Annotated in this window: 19 protein-coding genes and 2 tRNA genes; 14 read left to right on the top strand and 7 right to left on the bottom strand. The window is 59.7% G+C overall.

The features are described from left to right. Position 1 precedes the first annotated feature (1 nt). Genes gspL through B8783_RS06520 form a run of 4 tightly spaced genes read left to right on the top strand, consistent with a single transcriptional unit; the run spans position 2 to position 2926 of the window. Positions 2 to 1171, top strand: a complete 1170-nt coding sequence (gene gspL, locus B8783_RS06535; protein WP_169711718.1) for a type II secretion system protein GspL — start codon at positions 2 to 4, stop codon at positions 1169 to 1171. Further along, the gene (gspM, locus tag B8783_RS06530; RefSeq protein ID WP_084419264.1) at positions 1168 to 1662 is read left to right on the top strand and encodes a type II secretion system protein GspM; all 495 of its coding nucleotides are present in this window, start codon (positions 1168 to 1170) and stop codon (positions 1660 to 1662) included. The genes gspL and gspM overlap by 4 nt, the downstream gene beginning before the upstream one ends. Then, on the top strand, positions 1662 to 2417 hold the full coding sequence (gene gspN / locus B8783_RS06525; RefSeq protein WP_084419263.1) for a type II secretion system protein N: 756 nt from the start codon (positions 1662 to 1664) through the stop codon (positions 2415 to 2417). The genes gspM and gspN overlap by 1 nt, the downstream gene beginning before the upstream one ends. Further along, positions 2417 to 2926 (top strand): hypothetical protein, encoded by a 510-nt coding sequence (locus B8783_RS06520; RefSeq protein WP_084419262.1) that lies wholly within the window; start codon positions 2417 to 2419, stop codon positions 2924 to 2926. The genes gspN and B8783_RS06520 overlap by 1 nt, the downstream gene beginning before the upstream one ends. A gap of 42 nt (positions 2927 to 2968) precedes the next feature. On the opposite strand, the gene B8783_RS06515 is transcribed toward B8783_RS06520, so the two are convergent. The 5 genes from B8783_RS06515 to B8783_RS06495 all read right to left on the bottom strand — a co-directional run bounded on the left by B8783_RS06515 (position 2969) and on the right by B8783_RS06495 (position 7281). Further along, a tRNA-Asn gene (locus B8783_RS06515) sits at positions 2969 to 3044 on the bottom strand. A 248-nt stretch (positions 3045 to 3292) separates the two neighbouring features. Beyond that, the gene (locus tag B8783_RS06510) at positions 3293 to 4096 is read right to left on the bottom strand and encodes an enoyl-CoA hydratase/isomerase family protein (protein WP_084421948.1); all 804 of its coding nucleotides are present in this window, start codon (positions 4094 to 4096) and stop codon (positions 3293 to 3295) included. A 16-nt stretch (positions 4097 to 4112) separates the two neighbouring features. Beyond that, positions 4113 to 4886, bottom strand: coding sequence for an SDR family NAD(P)-dependent oxidoreductase (locus B8783_RS06505; RefSeq protein ID WP_084419261.1), 774 nt, complete (start codon positions 4884 to 4886; stop codon positions 4113 to 4115). After that, complete coding sequence (locus B8783_RS06500) at positions 4883 to 6142, bottom strand: acyl-CoA dehydrogenase (protein WP_084419260.1); 1260 nt, start codon at positions 6140 to 6142, stop codon at positions 4883 to 4885. The genes B8783_RS06505 and B8783_RS06500 overlap by 4 nt, the downstream gene beginning before the upstream one ends. Positions 6143 to 6159: 17 nt before the next feature. Further along, positions 6160 to 7281 (bottom strand): acyl-CoA dehydrogenase family protein, encoded by a 1122-nt coding sequence (locus tag B8783_RS06495; protein ID WP_084419259.1) that lies wholly within the window; start codon positions 7279 to 7281, stop codon positions 6160 to 6162. Positions 7282 to 7491: 210 nt separating this feature from the next. Between B8783_RS06495 and folE the strand changes: the two genes are divergently transcribed. Further along, positions 7492 to 8193, top strand: a complete 702-nt coding sequence (gene folE, locus B8783_RS06490; RefSeq protein WP_084419258.1) for a GTP cyclohydrolase I — start codon at positions 7492 to 7494, stop codon at positions 8191 to 8193. A 30-nt stretch (positions 8194 to 8223) separates the two neighbouring features. On the opposite strand, the gene B8783_RS06485 is transcribed toward folE, so the two are convergent. Continuing rightward, a tRNA-Cys gene (locus B8783_RS06485) sits at positions 8224 to 8297 on the bottom strand. Between the two features lie 151 nt (positions 8298 to 8448). Between B8783_RS06485 and B8783_RS06480 the strand changes: the two genes are divergently transcribed. The 9 genes from B8783_RS06480 to B8783_RS06445 all read left to right on the top strand — a co-directional run bounded on the left by B8783_RS06480 (position 8449) and on the right by B8783_RS06445 (position 17754). Next, a complete protein-coding gene (locus B8783_RS06480; protein WP_084419257.1) occupies positions 8449 to 9102 on the top strand; it encodes a protein-L-isoaspartate O-methyltransferase family protein in 654 nt (217 codons plus the stop codon). A gap of 225 nt (positions 9103 to 9327) precedes the next feature. After that, positions 9328 to 10620: a TolC family outer membrane protein gene (locus B8783_RS06475; protein WP_084419256.1), complete on the top strand. Its 1293-nt coding sequence runs from the start codon at positions 9328 to 9330 to the stop codon at positions 10618 to 10620. Between the two features lie 104 nt (positions 10621 to 10724). Continuing rightward, positions 10725 to 11687 (top strand): DUF2497 domain-containing protein, encoded by a 963-nt coding sequence (locus tag B8783_RS18760; protein ID WP_084419255.1) that lies wholly within the window; start codon positions 10725 to 10727, stop codon positions 11685 to 11687. Positions 11688 to 11770: 83 nt separating this feature from the next. Further along, positions 11771 to 14512: a valine--tRNA ligase gene (locus B8783_RS06465; protein ID WP_084419254.1), complete on the top strand. Its 2742-nt coding sequence runs from the start codon at positions 11771 to 11773 to the stop codon at positions 14510 to 14512. A gap of 16 nt (positions 14513 to 14528) precedes the next feature. Beyond that, a complete protein-coding gene (locus B8783_RS18465) occupies positions 14529 to 14687 on the top strand; it encodes a hypothetical protein (RefSeq protein WP_169711717.1) in 159 nt (52 codons plus the stop codon). Beyond that, on the top strand, positions 14665 to 14850 hold the full coding sequence (locus B8783_RS18460) for a hypothetical protein (protein WP_084419253.1): 186 nt from the start codon (positions 14665 to 14667) through the stop codon (positions 14848 to 14850). Before B8783_RS18465 ends, B8783_RS18460 begins: the two co-directional genes overlap by 23 nt. After that, complete coding sequence (locus B8783_RS06455) at positions 14840 to 15382, top strand: GNAT family N-acetyltransferase (RefSeq protein ID WP_084419252.1); 543 nt, start codon at positions 14840 to 14842, stop codon at positions 15380 to 15382. Before B8783_RS18460 ends, B8783_RS06455 begins: the two co-directional genes overlap by 11 nt. A gap of 186 nt (positions 15383 to 15568) precedes the next feature. Further along, the gene (ilvD, locus tag B8783_RS06450) at positions 15569 to 17296 is read left to right on the top strand and encodes a dihydroxy-acid dehydratase (protein WP_084419251.1); all 1728 of its coding nucleotides are present in this window, start codon (positions 15569 to 15571) and stop codon (positions 17294 to 17296) included. A 74-nt stretch (positions 17297 to 17370) separates the two neighbouring features. After that, positions 17371 to 17754 (top strand): hypothetical protein, encoded by a 384-nt coding sequence (locus tag B8783_RS06445; RefSeq protein ID WP_084419249.1) that lies wholly within the window; start codon positions 17371 to 17373, stop codon positions 17752 to 17754. Between the two features lie 3 nt (positions 17755 to 17757). On the opposite strand, the gene xth is transcribed toward B8783_RS06445, so the two are convergent. Then, the gene (gene xth / locus B8783_RS06440; protein ID WP_084419247.1) at positions 17758 to 18537 is read right to left on the bottom strand and encodes an exodeoxyribonuclease III; all 780 of its coding nucleotides are present in this window, start codon (positions 18535 to 18537) and stop codon (positions 17758 to 17760) included. Between the last annotated feature and the right edge of the window lie 19 nt (positions 18538 to 18556).

Here is an 18556-nt window from a genome sequence, read left to right as displayed (position 1 = left end):
GATGGCTGAACTCTTCGTACTTTTTCCTGCGCGAGAGAGCGAGGCGCCCCTGTTTGGCTGGCGCGATCGCGGCACGTGGGAATTTGCAGACACGATGCCACCAGCTTTCGAAGCCGGCTCCGGCGCAACCGTGGCCTTTGTCCCCGGCACGGCGGTTACGCGTCACCGCGTCGAGATCGTCGCGCGCAAACCTTCAGAGGTGCGCCAGACAGCGCTGTTCGCTATCGAGGATGATGTTGCAGAGCCGGTAGAGGCGCTCCACATCGCGCTCGGCCGTCCCGAAGCCACACCTTCGCGCGACGTCCTTATCTGCAGCGCCGCCGATATGGCGGGCTGGATCGCGTCGCTGTCGGCATGGGGGCTTCAGGACGCCGATATCGTGACGACCCATAGTCTTCTTGCGCCGGGCGTTGATGCTTTCGAAGGTGCTGACGAGTTTCTGTTTCGCGCCAATGGCAGGGCCTTCGCACTCGACCGCGATGCCCCGCAGGACCTTGTCCGGACTTTGGCACCCGCGCCAGCAACCGATGTCCACGGAGACCGTCTGGCTGAGCTACTAGGCGTGCCGCCGTCCGGCCCGGGGGCGCCGACGCGCGAAGCCTGGCTCATTACGCTCGCCGAAGCCTTTGAAGCCGCTGAGGCAGGGCAGGTCATCTCGCTTCGTCAGGGCGCCTATGCGATCCGCCGGCAGATGAATTTCAGCGCAGTTGGCCGCTGGCGCGCGATTGGCGCGCTGGCTGCCGCCGCCTGCGTCTTGTGGTTGGCTGATGTCTGGATGGAAACGGCGGCCTACAAATCCCAGACGACTGAATTGCGCAATGAAACGCTAAAAATCGTCAATGACGCGGTCCCGTCTGCGAACGGCAACGTGTCCGCCGCGCTGAACACTTTGCGCCAGCAACAGCAGGTGGCAGGCGTGATGCTGCGCCCGACCATTGCGTCGGCGGCGCTCTATGAAGCGCTGGAACCCACAACCGACGCCGAAATTCGATCCGTGCGGTTCGATGCCTCCACCGGCAATCTGGTTGCGCTCGTCCTTTTCGAAAACTTCGCCGATGCTGATGCAATTGGTGACCGGCTGGAAGCTAATGGACTGGCAGTTGAGCTTGGCGAAGCGCGGCAATCGGGCGGGCGTGTGCTCGGCGAATTCAGGATCGGAGCCGCATCATGAGAGATTGGTGGGTTGGACTGTCACTTCGCGAAAAGGGCCTGCTTGGAACGGCAGGCGCAATCCTGCTCGTTCTGGTCATCTGGTATGGCGTCGTAACGCCAATGACGAATGCGCGAGAGGAGGCTCGCCTTGCCCGTCAGACCGCGTCGAATGAGCTAGCGCAGCTTGAACGCCTGTTGGCGGCGCAGCGTGCCATGTCGCCGCTCTCAGCAGCCCCCGGCAATACAAATGGCCAGTCCCTCAGCGGTGATGCGTTCAAGTCCGAAGTCACCCGCAGCGCTCAGGCCGCCGGGCTTTCCATCGCGCGCCTGCAGGGCGGCGATGGCGGCCCATTCTCGCTGGTGTTCGAACAGGCAGATGCGCGTCAGCTTTACTATTGGCTGGGCCAGGTGGAAACTTCTCTCGGCGGCAGCGTTGAGCGTATGTCGATCGATCAGGCGCCAAACGGGCGCGTGCGCGCGACCGTCGATGTTGTGGCTGGAGGAAGCTGATGTTCAGGGCCTTGTTGATCATACTCGCCATCGTTGCCCTTATCGGCGCTGCACTGTCGCAAGTGCCGCTTGGCTTCGTCCTCAAAAAGCTGCCGCTCAGCGCGATGGGCGTGTACTGGACACAGTCCGAAGGGACGATCTGGAAGGGCCGGATGATGGGGGTCTATCTCAACGGTCAGCCGATTGGCGACGTGGATCTTGCTCTCAGGCCCGCATCACTCATCCTGCTGCAGCCTGAAATCGAGGTGCAATGGGGCGGGGCAGGTGGTCGCGGGGCAGGGGTCGTCAAGCTCGATGGAGACGCCATCGAAGCCAGCGACCTGCGCGTCGAGCAACGTATTTCAGCGCTGGAAAGCCTGACACCGGAACTTCGCGCCATTGGCGGCATCTTCCGAATCAATCAGGGCGCGTTCCGAATCGCCGACTCAGCGTGCGAAACAGCGACCGGCAATGTGCAGGCCGACACGCTGTCGCTGGCCGCTGCGCAGTTTGGCCGCGAATTCTCTGACCTGACGGGTTCAATCGCCTGCAATGACGGTGCGTTCAACATCGATATGAGCGGCAACAGCCCGGCAGGCGACACGATTGCCATCGATGCAGAGGCGACGCTGTATGGCAGCTCTCGCATCGAAGTGGTCGCCAACACGACTGACAACGACATTGAGACCCTTCTGGCGCGCGCTGGCTTTTCCCGCGAGAATGGCGTGTGGACCTATACAAGAGCCTCTCAGTCGCTTCAGCAGGGCGTTCAGTGATGCGCGCCCTGTCGCTCGCGCTTCTGCTGGGCCTCGCTGCCTGTGCGTCATCACCTGACGCTGAGCCCGTCATAGCCGCGCCAGAACCATCGCCTGTCCCGCAAGCCGTTGGCAGCTCCGGCATGATCCCGGCGGTCAGCCTCGTGCCGGAGTCGTCGCTGGGGCCTCAAAGCCTCGACAGCAAGGAGTGCGGTCTCTTCCTCTGGAGCCAGACCGACCCGACTCAACTCATCTATTTCCAGAAGGCCTCATCCGGCGTCGCCCGCGTGCGAATCGGCAATGCGACCGTTGATGCGCCGCAGGTGTCCAATGCGGGAACGATTTTCGGCCAGTTCATGACGGAGCAGAGCTTCGCCGCGCCCTCCGGTGAGCTTGTTGATGTGACGGTCGTGCCCGGCGACGAGCTCAATGGCGGTCAGCGGATCCAGGCCGGCCAGCTCTCGATAAAGTCGGTAGATGGCTGGAAAACACTTATCCCCGTGCTCGGCGTACGCGCCTGCAAGCCCTGAGCGGGCTGGTATAAATTCTACCTGATAAGGGAAAGTCGAAAGTGGCTCCGCGAGTAGGACTCGAACCTACGACCGGGCGATTAACAGTCGCCTGCTCTACCAACTGAGCTATCGCGGATCACTTGCGAGATGGCTCCAATACCAAAGCAGGATCGTGTGTCAAACACCCTCTTGCAGCATCGGGCAAAAAAAGGGCGGGAGCAGAGCTCCCGCCGAGGCGTTGGGTGATGGTGGGTGTCTCCAAAGAAGACAACCCTACATATCGTCTGGATTGGTTAATGCGGCGTAAACGAATTAACAGAAAATCACTCCGCGTTTACAAGAATTGCTGCGCTGGAAACCTTTTCCGCTGATATCTCAAAGGGTTCACGCATCCTTGTATTGAGGTTTGCGCTTTTCCAGAAAGGCTTGCATCCCTTCCTTGAAGTCCTCTGTGCTGGCCGAAAGGACCTGATTGCGATTCTCTATCGCCATCGCCGCTTCGAGGCTGGACGCGTCGACGGCCATGTTGAGACCTTCCTTCGTCAGACGAAGTCCCATAGGGGAGGCGGCCAGCATTTCGTCGATATAAGGTTGCGCGGCGCTCACCAGGTCTGCGTCCGGCACCACTTCAGAGACAAGCCCCACGGCGAGCGACCGGTCTGCCTTGATGAATCGGCCGGTCAGCATCAATTCAGACGCCACCGAAACGCCGACAAGGCGCGGCAGAAAATAGCTGACGCCCATATCGCAGGATGACAGGCCGAGTTTGATGAAAGCGGCGTTCATTTTCACGCTCTCGCCAGCAATCCGGATATCCGACGCCAGCGCAAAAGCGAATCCGCCGCCGCAGGCTGGGCCGTGCACGAGAGAAATGATCGGCTGAGGACAGCGGCGCATCTTGATATAGACGTCCGCCAGATAGCCCTGAAAGCCGAATCCGCCGCCAAACGGTACCTCCTCAGGCCCATCTGAGCTGTGGCCCTTGATATCGAGGCCCGCACAGAAGGCACGGCCTTCGCCTTTCATCACAACGATCCGGCAGCTGCGGTCATGGTAGAGTCCGCCGAAATAGTCAGCCAGCTCGCCGACCATCCGCGTGCTGATGGCATTCAGCGCGTCCGGCCGGTTCAGCGTCAGCCAGTGAACCCCGCCATCGACCTCAATCTTGATGTCTTCATAGTTGTACATATTGCTTCCTTTTGGCTTAGCGGCCGCTTTGTCCATCATCTACGCGCACGCTTGTCCCTGTCACTGCATCCGAGGCGGGGCCGACAAGATAGAGCAGGGTCGAATCAAGCTGCGCAGGATTTCCGAGCCGTTTGCGTGGGAAATGCTGGCTGATGTCTCCCATTCGGCTCAGCATGCCGTCCATCATCTCCGATTCGAAGGCGCCGGGCGCAATCGCATTCACATTGATGTTGTAGCGCGACCACTCGACAGCCAGCGTCTCGGTGATTCGCACCACGGCCGCCTTCGACACAGAATAGAGCGCTGCGCCTTCGCCATTATAGCTATAGGCCGAAGACGATGCGATATTGACGATCCGCCCCGGCTTTCCGGCGGCAATCAAACGCCGCGCCACTTCACAGCTCAGTACAAAAGGTGCGCGGACATTGATATCCAGCACGCGGTCGATCAGCTCGATCTTCATCTTGTGCGCGCGCTGCGCGTCTGGAATGCCGGCATTGTTGACGAGGATGGTCACAAGACCCAGTGCCTCTTCGGCCTTGGCGACCGCATCGATCATCTGGTCTGCATCCGTGGCGTCCATCGCCACCGCGACAGCCTCACCACCAGCATCCCTGATTTCCTGCGCCAGCGCCTCAAGGCGCTCCACCCGGCGGGCCGCCAGCGCCACTTTCGCGCCCTGGCTCGCCAGAACCTTGGCGAATCGAAGCCCAAGCCCCGACGAGGCACCGGTGACGAGGGCCACCTGTCCTGAGAGGTCGGTTGAATTGTTTGGTAGATCGTAGCTCATGAGCGTCCCTTTCCGCTGGCGGGTATATCTTTGAAAGGCACATCCTTGTCGACGCGAATGTCGCCCGGCAGGCCGAGCACGCGCTCGCCGATAATGTTGCGCAGGATTTCGTCAGACCCGCCCTCGATGCGCGTTGCAGGTGACCGCATCAGCATCGCCTGAAAGCGTCCATTCTGCGGGCTGTCCTCATTCCAGAGGACGCCAGCCTCGCCTTGCAGGTCCAGCGCGAACATGGACAGCTCCTGCATGGTTGCGCCAGCCACCAGCTTACCGATGGAGTTTTCCGGTCCCGGTGTCTCGCCCTTGGAGAGGGCAGAAATTGCACGCATGCCCGTATATTTCAGGCCGCTCTGCTTCACCGCAAACTGCGCCAGTTTTGAGCGCACGCCCGAATCGGCCGTTGCAGGCTCGCCATCAACTTCAGCATCCATGCAGAACTTGAAGAGCTCAGGAAAGCCGGTCGACATGCCAGAGCCAATCGACAGGCGCTCATTCATCAGCGTTGTCAGCGACACTCGCCAGCCTTCACCAACAGCGCCGAGGCGCTGGGCATCGGGAATGCGCACATCGTCGAAATAGACTTCATTGAAGCCCGACGCGCCATTCGCCTGCTTGATCGGCACGACCTTCACGCCCGGCGTCTTCATCGAGAGGAAGAACATGGTGAGGCCCTTGTGCTTGGGCACATCAGGGTCAGTCCGTGTGATCAGCAGCCCCCAGTCGGAGTTCTGCGCGCCGCTGGTCCAGATCTTCTGGCCATTGATGATCCAGTCGCCCGAACCATCATCAGCTTTCACCGCGCGGGTGCGAAGTCCTGCGAGGTCAGAGCCGCTGGCGGGCTCTGAGAAGAGCTGGCACCAGATTTCCTCGCCGCTTGCGAGTGGCGGCAGAAGCTCTTCTTTCTGTTCTTCACTGGCCCATTCCATGACGGTCGGGCCGCACATGCCATGGCCGATGGTGAACGGGCTGGAGAGAACCGCATAAGGGCCTTCTTCCTGGCTCCAGATCACGCGCTCCATCGCCGTACGGGCGCCGCCGCCATATTCCTTTGGCCAGTGCAGGCAGGCCCATCCGGCCTCGGCCTTCTTCTTCTGCCAGGCTTTACCGGCCTCGATCGGGTCTTCGCTGGTGAGGCCGCTTGAGCCAAAGCTCGCTCGCTTCAGCTCAGCTTCCAGATGTTTCGGGGCATTCGCATCAATCCAGCTGCGGACCTCTTTGCGGAATTTAGCTTCTTCGGGTGTGTCCTTGAAATCCATTGTCTTTTTCCTCGCGATCAGGCGGCTGCTTCGACGTTTCCGGTGCTCATGCGTTCAATCAGCAGGCTTTCCCATGTCGAAAGCGAGCCGATCATCAGCGCCAGCGCGTTGGAGCGGCGATAGTAGAGGTGGCAGTCAAAGGCCCAGGTGAAGCCCATGCCGCCATGAACCTGAATGTTGTTCTTGGCGCAGTGCTGGAACGCGGTCGTTGCCGACACACGCGCTGTGGCCGCGGCCAGCGGTAGCTCAGCTGCGCTCGAGGCAAGGGCCCATGCCCCATAATAGCAATTGGAGCGGGCCAACGTCGCTGACACGTACATATCCGACAGCATGTGCTTGATCGCCTGGAACGAGCCGATCTGGCGGCCAAACGCCATCCGCTCAAGTGCATAGTCACGGCCCATTTCAAGCGCGCGGTCTGCGCCGCCGAGCTGCTCGAACCCGATTAGGATCGCCGCCTTGTCCATGACTTGCGTTGCGATGTGCCAGCCATCTCCGGCATCCCCGATGCGGGTGGCGGATGCGCCATTGAAGGTCAGCTTTGTCTGGCTACGCGTCGGATCAATCGACTCGAGGTTTTCGCGCTCAACGCCATCGCCCGAAAGGTCTACGAGGCAGAGCGAGACGCCGCTACCTTCCTTGGCGAGCACGATGGCGAAGTCCGCGATGGCGCCATCAGCGACGGGTGACTTTGTGCCGTTCAGCTTGCCGTTCTCAAAGCTTGCAGTGACCTTCTCCGGCCGCATCCGGCCACTACCTTCATTGATGGCCCAGCAGCCAATCGCCTCGCCAGCGGCAATCTTCGGAAGCCAGGTTGATTTCTGATCTTCGGTCCCTGCATGGAGCAGGCATTCAGCGCCAAGATAGACGGTTGAGGCAACAGGCACGGGCGCGATCACCCGGCCGAGCTCTTCTGCGATCACGCAAAGCTCCAGCTGTCCAAGACCAACGCCGCCATATTCTTCAGGGATGGCTGCGCCGAGAAGGCCTAGATCTGCGATCCCTTTGTAAAGCTTCGCATCGTGATGCTGCTCGCCTTCAAGGACGGCGCGCACGGCTGCCGGAGGGCAGTTCTCGGCCAGGAAACGTCCAACCTGTTCCTTGAGCTGCTTCTGTTCTTCCGAAAAATCGAGATTCATGGTCCTCCACTTTCACATGTTGCTGCGCGTCTGTGCGCAGTCTGTTTGTCCCAGACTGTACTGGAAGAAACATCGAGAAGCGTCCGTCAATCATGCCGCCACGTTACGCAGTCGCTGCGCGGTTTAGACTGGAAATCCTTCCCGGAGCGATCATCTCCTCTCTCGTCTGCTGCGCAGTGAAGGTGCGGCCAGCATCTGGAGGGATGGTTCATGGATAAGGATCGCAAAGGCGACGGGGCGGCATCGAAGATGGTGCGAGACCGGCTGGAAAAGGCCGGACGGCGTTACTTCGCCAATGACAATATCGCGGACATGCTTGAGCCGGGCGATATGGAAGCGCTGAACGAAGAGGCCCAGTCGGCGGTTGAGAAGCTGCTCGACAGTCTCGTCATAGACTGGCGCAATGATCACAATTCGCGTGAGACAGCGCGGCGGGTCGCCAAGATGTATCTCAATGAGATCTTTGCTGGTCGCTACCAGAAGCAGCCTGAGATCACCGAATTTCCGAACGACAAAAAACTCAACGAGCTGATGATCGTGGGCCCGATCACGGTGCGCAGCGCCTGCAGCCACCATCTATGCCCGATCATGGGCCGCGTCTGGCTTGGACTTCTGCCGAGTTCGACATCGAACCTGATCGGTCTGTCAAAATACACGCGTCTGACGAACTGGATCATGTCGCGTCCGCAAATTCAGGAAGAGGCGATCGTGCAGCTCGCTGACAGGCTCGAAAACATGATCAAGCCAGACGGGATCGCAGTGGTGATGGAAGCCGATCACTTCTGCATGCAGTGGCGCGGCGTGAAGGATGGCGACACCAAGATGATCAACAGCGTCATGCGCGGCGAGTTTCTGGAAAACGCGTCGCTGCGACGTGAATTCCTGACGCTGATCCGCTTGCGCGACAGCTGATCCGGCAATTGTCATGTGGGTGTTTGCACTTGGAGGCCCCGCCCGGAATCGAACCGGGGTACACGGATTTGCAATCCGCTGCGTCACCACTCCGCCACAGGGCCGTCACGAGTGAGGGCGTTCAGATAGCAGCGAGTTTCTGTGCTTGCAATCAAAGAAAGCCGACTTTCGCACATCTGGCCGCATTGCATGCCTTCACGGGCTAAGTTATGGCGGTCCGAACGAGAATTGAGCGAGCTGGAAAGGGTTGCACCCATGGATTTTGCGAAGATGCGCCAGATCATGGTGGATTCCCAGATACGTCCGAGTGACGTGACGAATCCCGATATCGTGTCCGCTTTCCTGCACACCCCGCGTGAAGCGTTCGTTCCAAAGAGCGAACAATCCATCGCCTATGCTGAATATGAAATTCAGACGAGTGATGGCCGCGCCATGTGGAAGCCGCGCGACATTGGCAAGATGATCAAGGCGCTCTCGCCGCAATCGACAGATATCGCGCTGGTGATCGGCGCCGGCGCTGGATACGAAACAGCGGTTCTGTCGCGAATCGTCGAAACGGTCATTGCGCTGGAAGACGATGAGGACGTTGTAGATGAGCTGACAGGTCGTCTGGCCTCTCTCAATCTTGACCGCGCCGTTGCTGTTCAAGGCGATCTTCGCGAAGGGCTCGCCGACCAGGGGCCCTTCGACATCATCCTGGTGACAGGCATGATTGAGCAGGCACCGGAAGCATGGTTCTCACAGCTGGCTGAAGGCGGCCGCCTCGGCGCCGCTGTTCCGATTGGCCGGGATGTCGGCCGCGCCCGCATCTGGACGCGCGCCGGGGACAATGTCTCGTCACGCGACGCTTTCGATTGCTCGCCGCCGCGTCTTGCAGGTTTCGAAAAAGCGAAAAGCTTCGTTTTCTAGGCCTATCACGGCGACTCTTCTCGCGTTACCCCGCGAAATTGTTCTGATCTTCGAAAAAGTGCGTTGTCGGCGAAGCTCGGCAATACCTGCTGCTGCCCGTCAGGGGCTCAGCAGTTGAGCCGATGCATCGAACGGCCATTAAGCGAACATCCATCAAGAAGTGAACACTGTTCACTTTTCCCGTTTTACATTATACGCTGTAAAAAACGGGGAGGGCCGGACTGAATGCGCAAGACGGCGATAGTGACAGGGTTCATCTTGGCAGGCATGCTTCTGGCACCCGAGGCCAGCCATGCTGAAACCTTGCAGGATGCTTTGACGGCGGCGTGGCTCAATAACCCATCCCTTGAAGCCAGACGCGATGAGCTGGACATTGCCGATGAACGTATTGAGCAGGCCCGCGCCCAGCGACGGCCAACGGTCAATCTCTTCGGCGGATACCAATACGAATCAATCGATTCCAATCGCCCGATTGCGTTCAATCTCGGAGATCGCCCGGTCGCGTCTGCGCAGATCGAGGCGCGGCTGCCTGTCTATACCGGCGGCCGCCTGAATGCTGGCATCCGACAGGCCGAGGCCGGGTCTCGCGTCGCTGAAGCCCAGCTCGACAGTGCAGGACAGGGACTGCTGCTCGACACGGTCACCGCCTATGTCGACATTCTGCGCGACCGGCAGGTCATCGATATCCGCAAGAACAGCATCGGCCTGCTCGAAGGCCAGTTCACAGCCGCATCAGACCGTTTCGAAGTCGGTGACATCACCCGCACAGACGTTGCATTGGCGCGCGCACGCCTCGAAGGCGGCACCGCGCAGCTCGCCGCCGCTCAGGCCCAGCTTGAAGCCAGCCTCGCCATCTACGCGCTCATCACCGGCCTGGAAGCCGGAGATCTCGCCCCCGTGCCGCCTCTGCCGGATGTGCCAGCCAGCTTTGACGACGCGCTTGAAGTCGCTCTGTCGGGCAATCCGGACATCGAAGCAGCATTACAGGCTGAATCGGCCGCACGGGAAGGCGTTGCCCTTGCTGAAGGCGCGCTCAAGCCGGAAGTCTCACTGATCGGCCAGGCCGGCATCCAGGAATACCATGTCGACGGCTTCCGCGACACGAGCGTCGTCGCTGGGGCGGAGGCCCGCGTGCCTCTGTTTACTGGCGGGCTGAACACTTCGCGTGTCAGGGAAGCGCGCCTCGCGCGAAATCAGGCGCGCTCGCAGATTGATCTCAACCGCCGCATCGTGCGCACCAATGTCGCCCGCGCCTGGTATGGCCTTGAAGCGGCGACGCAATCAGTGTCCGCATCCGAGCGTCAGGTCGAGGCCGCTGAACTCGCTTTCGAAGGCGCGCGCGAAGAGCTTTCGGTTGGCACGCGTACGACGCTCGATGTGCTCGATCAGGAGCAACAATTGCTCGAGGCCCGGTTGGCTCTGGCCACATCCCGGCGGGACCGCTATGTTGCTGCTCACCAACTGCTGGCGGCGATGGGACAGCTGACGCCAGACCGGTTGGGGATGGGGATGCGGTAAATTACCGGAGGAAGTGCATTCTTCCGCCGAATCCGTCATAACACCCTATTAACCGACGCCGTGTAGCCGGAAGCGGCTGATAATTTACCTCTCGGGAGCTGGGAATGGCCGATAAAGCGCAATCTGAACCGACAATGGAGGAAATTCTCGCTTCCATTCGCAAGATCATCGCCGATGATGGTGATACCTCGCAGCCCTCCAGCGCCGCGCCCCCCAAGGACGCGTCATCGGTTGACGTCAGTGTCTCCGACGATGACGACTTCGATGACCTTTCGCTGAGCGATGTCATGGAGAGCGCTGAGCCGGTCCACTCTGAAAGTCTGAAGACGACGGGCGACGAGTTCGATTTCCTGTCCAATGATGATGACATGCCGGAAACGACCGCTGAGACAGAGGCGGACGAGGACATGTTCGAGAGCCTTGGAGAGCCGCAGTCCTCAGAGCCTGCCACCACGTCCGCTGAAAACTTTGCCGTCGCCGACGATGATGAGCTTGAAGATTTCGACTTCGATGCCGTCGACCTCGACAAGGATGAGCCGACCGCCGAAAAATCCAGCGTTGAGCAGGCGCTCGATGCTATTTCACCTGAATGGGACAAGGACACAGGCGTCGAAACCGCTTCAGCTGATGAATATGTCGTTGATGATTTCGAAGAGCCGGAAGAACTGGTCGCGCCAGAAACTGTGCCAGCGCAGGTTTTTGAAGAGACGACAGAGCCAGAGCCTGCTATGATGGCAATGACTGAAGAGCCAGCACCTGAGCCTGCGCCCGAACCAGAAAAAGCCGAGACGGATATGCTTCGCGGAACCACCGAAAACACGGCATCCAATGACGATGCCCTGACTGACGAAAAGATTGCAGGCGTCGCCGCCAGCGCGCTCGGCAAGCTGATGCTGAAGAAACCCGCGGCAACACCGGAAGCCAGCGCTGACCCGAATACGCTGGACGGCCTGATGCGCGAATTGCTCCGCCCGATGATCAAGGAATGGCTCGACGCCAACCTGCCGGGCATCGTTGAGCGCAAAGTAGAAGAAGAAGTACAGCGTATCGCCCGCATGGCACGCTAGAACCGTTCTCAGACTTTGTTATAGAGACAGGGCGCGCCATAAACGGCGCGCCTTTTGTTTGTTACCCTGATGGAAATTCCGACATGCTCGACCAACGCTTCGATCCAGCGAAAACCGAACAGCGCATTTATGCGCGCTGGGAGGAGGCAGGCTGCTTCCGCCCTTCCGGAGACACCAGCGCCGAAGCTTATTCCATCGTAATTCCGCCGCCAAACGTCACCGGCGTCCTTCATATGGGCCACGCGCTCAACAACACGCTTCAGGACACGTTGGTCCGGTTTGAGCGGATGCGCGGCAAGAATGTCCGCTGGCAGCCGGGCACAGACCATGCGGGCATCGCCACCCAGATGGTGGTCGAGCGCCAGCTCGCTGCAGATGGCGGCAACGAAAGCCGCGTCAGCCTTGGCCGCGAGAAATTCGTCGAGCGCGTCTGGGAATGGAAAGAACAGTCCGGCGGCCAGATCATCAATCAGCTGAAACGCCTCGGCGCCTCCTGCGACTGGGAGAATGAGCGTTTCACCATGGATGAAGGCCTGTCCGAGGCCGTCAAAAAGGTCTTCGTGAAGCTCTACGAAGACGGCCTCATCTACCGCGACAAGCGCCTGGTAAACTGGGATCCGCATTTCCAGACCGCCATCTCTGACCTCGAAGTCGAGCAGAAAGAAGTGCAGGGCGCTTTCTGGCATCTTCGCTATCCGCTCGCCGATGGGGTCACCTATGAACACCCCATCGAGGATGAAGACGGCAATCCGGCCGGCACCGAGACACGCAACTATATCGTCGTCGCGACGACCCGGCCTGAAACCATGCTGGGCGATACCGGCGTTGCCGTGCACCCGGACGATGAGCGCTATGCTGGGCTCGTTGGCAAATTCGTCGACCTACCTATCGTCAACCGCCGCATTCCCATCGTCGCCGATGAGCATGCTGACCCTGAAAAGGGCTCCGGCGCGGTGAAGATCACCCCCGCGCACGATTTCAATGACTTCCAGGTCGGCGAGCGCGCCAGCCTGCCACGCCTCAACATTCTGACGTCCGTCGCCGCCATCGTCGACGGCGCCGAAGCCGATGAAGCCTGCATCCCGGCAGATTATCGCGGCCTCGACCGGTTCGAGGCCCGCAAGAAGATCGAAGCCGATTTCGAAGCCCTCGATCTGCTGGTTGAGATCGAAAAGAAAAAGGTCGAACAGCCCTTCGGTGATCGCTCCGGCGTCGTCATCGAACCGTGGCTGACAGACCAGTGGTATGTGAACGCCGCGGAGCTCGCCAAACCTGCCATTGCTGCAGTTCAGAGCGGCGCGACCAAGTTCGTGCCCGAAAACTGGACCAAGACCTATTACAACTGGATGGACAACATCCAGCCATGGTGCATCAGCCGCCAGCTCTGGTGGGGCCATCGGATTCCGGCATGGTTTGGGCCCGATGGGAAAATCTTCGTTGCAGAAGATAAGACAGACGCTCAAGCAGAGGCCGACGCGCATTATGGCAAACCAGCCGAGCTGAAACAGGACGAAGACGTCCTCGATACCTGGTTCTCCTCGGCCCTCTGGCCGTTCTCGACGCAGGGCTGGCCGGAAACCACCGACGACCTGAAAACCTTCTACCCAACCAGTGTCGTTATCACTGCGCACGACATCATCTTCTTCTGGGTCGCCCGGATGATGATGATGGGCCTCAAATTCATGGACGATATTCCGTTCCACGACGTCTACATCCACGCCCTCGTCCTCGACGAGAAGGGCCAGAAGATGTCGAAGTCCAAGGGCAACGTCATCGATCCGCTGGAAATGGTGGACGATTACGGCGCCGACGCGCTGCGGTTCAACTTCCTGCGTCAGGCCGCCCAGGGGCGGAATATTCGCCTCTCCAAACAGGCGGTTGAAGGCTATCGCAACTTCACCACCAAGCTCTGGAACGCGGCCCGCTTTGCAGAAATGAACCAGTGCGAGTCGGGTCATGACCTCTCGCCCGCCGATTTGAAGCTTCCGCTCAACCGCTGGATCGCGGCAGAGCTTGCTGAGTGCGCCAAGGCCGTCACGGCGGGCCTCGAAGCCTACAAGTTCAACGAAGCATCAGACGCACTCTACCAGTTCATCTGGAACGTCTTCTGCGACTGGTACATCGAGCTGATCAAGCCAATCATGAATGGCGAGGATGAGGCCGCCAAGGCCGAGACCCGCAAGGCCTGCGGCTGGGTCATCGACGAGACGCTGAAGCTGCTTCACCCCTTCACGCCCTTCGTCACCGAAGCCCTGTGGGAGCAGACTGAAGACGAGGCCCGCAAACGCCCGGGCTTCCTGATGATGCAGTCCTGGCCGGAGTTCGGCGATGCGTGGACCGATGCCGACGCCCAAGCCGAGCTTCAATGGGTGCTCGATACGATCTCGGAAATCCGCTCGACCCGCTCGGTGCTGAACGTCCCGGCGGGCGCGCAGGTCCCGGCCTCTCTGATTGGCGCAACTGATAAAGTGAAGGGCTGGGCCGCAGCCAATGAGACGGCGATCCGACAGCTCGCGCGCCTCTCATCCTTCAGCGTTACAGAAGACAAGCCTGCCGGCGCGGTGACCATTGCCTCAGGCGAAGAGACGATCGCGCTCGACGTTCAGGAGTTCATCACACCTGCCGACGAGATCACCCGTCTCGACAAGGAAATGGCTAAATTACAAAAGGATATCGACGGAACTGAACGCAAGCTCAGCAACGAAAATTTCGTGTCCAAGGCCCCGCCAGAAATCGTCGAGGAAAACCGCGAACGGATTACCGAATGGTCCGCCACGCTTGCCAAGCTGTCGTCAGCGCGCGCTCAATTGGCAGATATGAACTGATCTTGGGGAGGCCGCCATGGGGCTGTGGATCGCAATTGGAATTATCGCTTTCGTCCTGTTCGACATGGCGGTGCTGATCTGGTTGGTGAAACGCGGCGCCCAGAAGGGCGGCCTGACCCATGATGAGCTACCCGGCTTCCCGCCTGAGATGGATGACGAAGACCGCAAGCGCTGAAGCGATTGGCGCCAGCGCTGCGCGCGCGCCCGTGGTTGGACTTCGCTCACCATGCGGGCTAAGAAATGCCAGCATGACGGCACTCGATAAGCTGAAAGACATCATTCGCGCGGCTCGGATTATGCGCTGCGATTTCGAAATGGAGCCCCTCAATGCAGCCTGAACCGGCCGGACACAAATGGAAGGTCAGGGATGCGACGCGGGCCGATATAGCGGCGCTCGCCGCGCTGTCTGAAAAGACTTTTACTGACAAGTTCGGCCACATCTATTCCGAAGCGGACCTCAACACTTTCATCGACGAAGCCCATAGCCCCGCCTTTTACGAAGACCTGTTCGAGAAGGGCGCGGACTATCTCATCCGCGTGGCAGAGACAGAAGAGGGCGCGCTTGCCGCCTATCTCGTCTGCTCACCGCTCAGCTTGCCCGCGGTCAATCCTGACCCGTCTGCTGTTGAGCTGAAACGCCTCTATGTCGACGCGCCGCTACAGGGCAGGGGGCTTGGCTCGCACTTCATGGATGAAGCCTTTATCTGGGCGGCGGCGCGTGGGGCGAGGGAAATGTATCTCAGTGTCTTCTCCGAAAATGAGGGGGCCTACCGGCTCTATCTACGCCGGGGCTTTGAGAAGGTGGATGAATTTTTCTTTCCGGTTGGCGAGCATCGCGATCTTGAGTTCCTGCTCCGCAAGAAGCTCTGAAACGGGCCTGGAAAAACACCAAAAGGCACCCAAAAAACACCGCTACGACACCGTCCGAAGCAAGGAAATTCCAATAAGCTTCAAACACAGCAGTCATGTGGAAATTTTTGCCCCTCGACACTAGCCGCAGCCATCCGCGCGATCTATTGAAGCGCCTTGGATACCTATTCATGGAGACCGCACATCATGAGCAAGACCTGGGACAAGTCACGCCTGCCATCCCGCCACGTCACCGAAGGCCCGGCGCGCGCTCCGCACCGCAGCTACTATTACGCGATGGGGCTTTCCACGAAAGATATCCAGAAGCCCTTCGTGGGCGTCGCCTCCTGCTGGAATGAGGCCGCCCCCTGCAATACCGCGCTGATGCGTCAGGCTCACGCGGTTTCAGATGGCGTGAAGGAAGCCGACGGCACGCCGCGCGAGTTCTGCACCATCACGGTCACAGACGGCATCGCCATGGGCCACGAAGGCATGCGCTCCTCGCTGGTTTCGCGCGAAGTTATCGCCGACTCGGTTGAGCTGACGATGCGCGGTCACGGCTATGATGCGCTGGTCGGCGTTGCCGGGTGCGACAAGTCCTTGCCGGGCATGATGATGGCGATGCTCCGTCTGAATGTGCCGTCCGTCTTCCTCTATGGCGGCTCGATTCTCCCCGGCCGTTTTGAAGGCAAGGACGTCACTGTCCTCGACGTCTTCGAAGCCGTCGGCGCCCATGCTGCGGGCAATAATGAAATGACCGAAGAGAAGCTTCACGCACTTGAGAAGCTAGCGTGTCCGGGAGACGGCGCATGTGGCGGACAATTCACAGCAAATACAATGGCGTGTGTCTCCGAGGCGATTGGTCTCGCGCTGCCGCTTTCCTCGGCTTTGCCGGCGCCTTATACCAATCGTGACGAGTACGCTGTGGCCTCTGGCCGGGCTGTCATGAGCCTCATCGAGAACAATATCCGGCCACGCGATATCTGTACCCGCGAAGCCTTTGAGAATGCCGCAATTGTCGTTGCTGCAACCGGTGGCTCAACCAATGCGGCGCTGCACCTGCCCGCCATGGCGAATGAGTGCGGCGTGAAGTTTGAGCTGAAGGATGTCGCAGAGATCTTCCAGAAGACGCCTTACATCGCCTCGCTGAAACCGGGCGGCGAATACGTCGCCAAGGATTTCGGCGCAGCCGGCGGCGTTCCGATGCTGATGAAAACCCTTCACGAAGAAGGCCTTATCCACGGCGATTGCCTGACCGTCAGCGGTAAGACCTGGGCTGAGCAGCTTGAAGAGGTCACCTGGAATCCGGATCAGAAAGTCATCTACCCCGCTAGCAAACCGATCACCAAAACGGGCGGTGTCGTCGGCCTGTGGGGCTCGCTCGCGCCAGATGGGGCTATCGTGAAAGTCGCGGGCCTTGAAAAGCTGACCTTTACCGGTCCTGCGCGCGTCTTTGACGGCGAAGAGGCCTGCTTCAAGGCGGTTGAAAGCCGCGACTATAAGGAAGGCGACGTTCTGGTCATCCGCTATGAAGGTGCTAAGGGCGGGCCGGGCATGCGTGAGATGCTGTCGACCACGGCAGCGATTTACGGACAGGGCATGGGCGACAAGGTCGCGCTGATCACCGATGGCCGGTTCTCTGGCGCGACACGTGGTTTCTGTATCGGTCATGTCGGCCCTGAGGCCCAGGAAGGTGGGCCGATTGGCCTTATCGAAGATGGCGACATGATCATGATCGATGCTGAAAAGGGCACGATCGACGTTCGCCTCAGCCCCGCTGAAATGCAGGATCGCAAGCGCAAATGGCAACCTCGCCAGACGCGCTATGCATCCGGCGCGCTCGCCAAGTTCGCCAAGCTTGTCGGCCCGGCGCATCTGGGGGCTGTCACACATGATGGATTTGAGGCCGAGCGGCACGTTTACGCCGACCTCTAAATCTGCCGAATGTGGCCCGGAAATGGTCATTTTGTTCAGCGACGCTTCATCAACCGTCAGGTAGAGGAAGCGTCATGATCAAACTTGTCAGTCATTTCAGATTTGCGGCTTTGGGTATTGTGATAGCGGCTCTCGCAGCGCCGAGCGCGCTTGCGGCATCTGACTGCAGTCAAATGGCGCGGACCATCAAGTCTGGGCAAGCTTCAGCCAAGGCAATGGCCGCAGACCGCGACGAACTTCTTCTGGAGGTTGAAGCGGCAGGCGACGCCTGGGAAGACCAAGAGGCCCTCAGAAATTTTAGCGCGTCTCATGCAGCAGAAGCAGATGCGGCGAGAGCGGAATACGAAGCGCTGAAAGCCGAACTGGTTTCGCTTGAGGATGACCTGCAGGCGCGTTTGAGCCGCCTGAATAGAGACGCGGCCAACTACAACAGGACCTGCGCGACCCGGAGGCGCTAATGCCTAATCGGCAAGCTCTGCGATGACCGGCACATGATCTGACGGCTTTTCCAGACCACGGGCTTTCTTGTAGATTTCTACCCCGGTCAGGCGGTCGGCAGCTTGCGGGGACAGCAACAGATGATCGATCCGGATGCCATGCCCCTTCTGCCAGGCGCCGGCCTGATAATCCCAGAAGGAATACTGGTGCGCGCGCCCATCCGCCGCTTCGAACGCTTCTGTCATGCCGAGCCATTTCAGCTCATGGAACGCGTCACGTGTTTTGGGGAGCGCCAGAGCGTCATCGCGCCAGACCGCGATATCCCAGCAGTCTTCGTCGCGCGGAATGACATTATAGTCGCCTGCAAGAACGAAGGATTCCTCTAGCGTCAGTAGCGACTTCGCGTGGGCGGTCAGACGGTTCATCCAGGAGAGCTTATAGTCGTATTTGTCGCCGGGCGCTGGGTTGCCATTCGGCAGATAAAGGGCGCCGACGCGGACGGGACGGTCTGCGAGGACCAGCGCTTCAATGTAACGGGCCTGCTCATCGCTATCATCACCCGGCAGGCCTTTTTCGACATCTTCAAGCGGGTGTTTTGAGAGCAGGGCGACGCCATTATAGCTCTTCTGCCCGTGGACCGCGCAATTATAGCCGAGCTCTTCGATTTCCATGTAGGGAAAAGCGTCGGTTTCGCATTTGATTTCCTGAAGGCAAATGACATCGCAATCGATGTCCTTGAGGACTTCCAGGACGGTGGGCAGCCGGGCCTTCACCGAATTCACATTCCAGGTCGCGATTTTCATGACGGGGTGTATAGGCCGG

The sequence above is a fragment of the Henriciella litoralis genome, assembly GCF_002088935.1.
In the GTDB taxonomy this organism is placed as follows: domain Bacteria; phylum Pseudomonadota; class Alphaproteobacteria; order Caulobacterales; family Hyphomonadaceae; genus Henriciella; species Henriciella litoralis.
The sequence above is the reverse complement of the archived record's forward strand: the minus strand, read 5'-3'. Positions and strand labels throughout refer to the sequence as shown.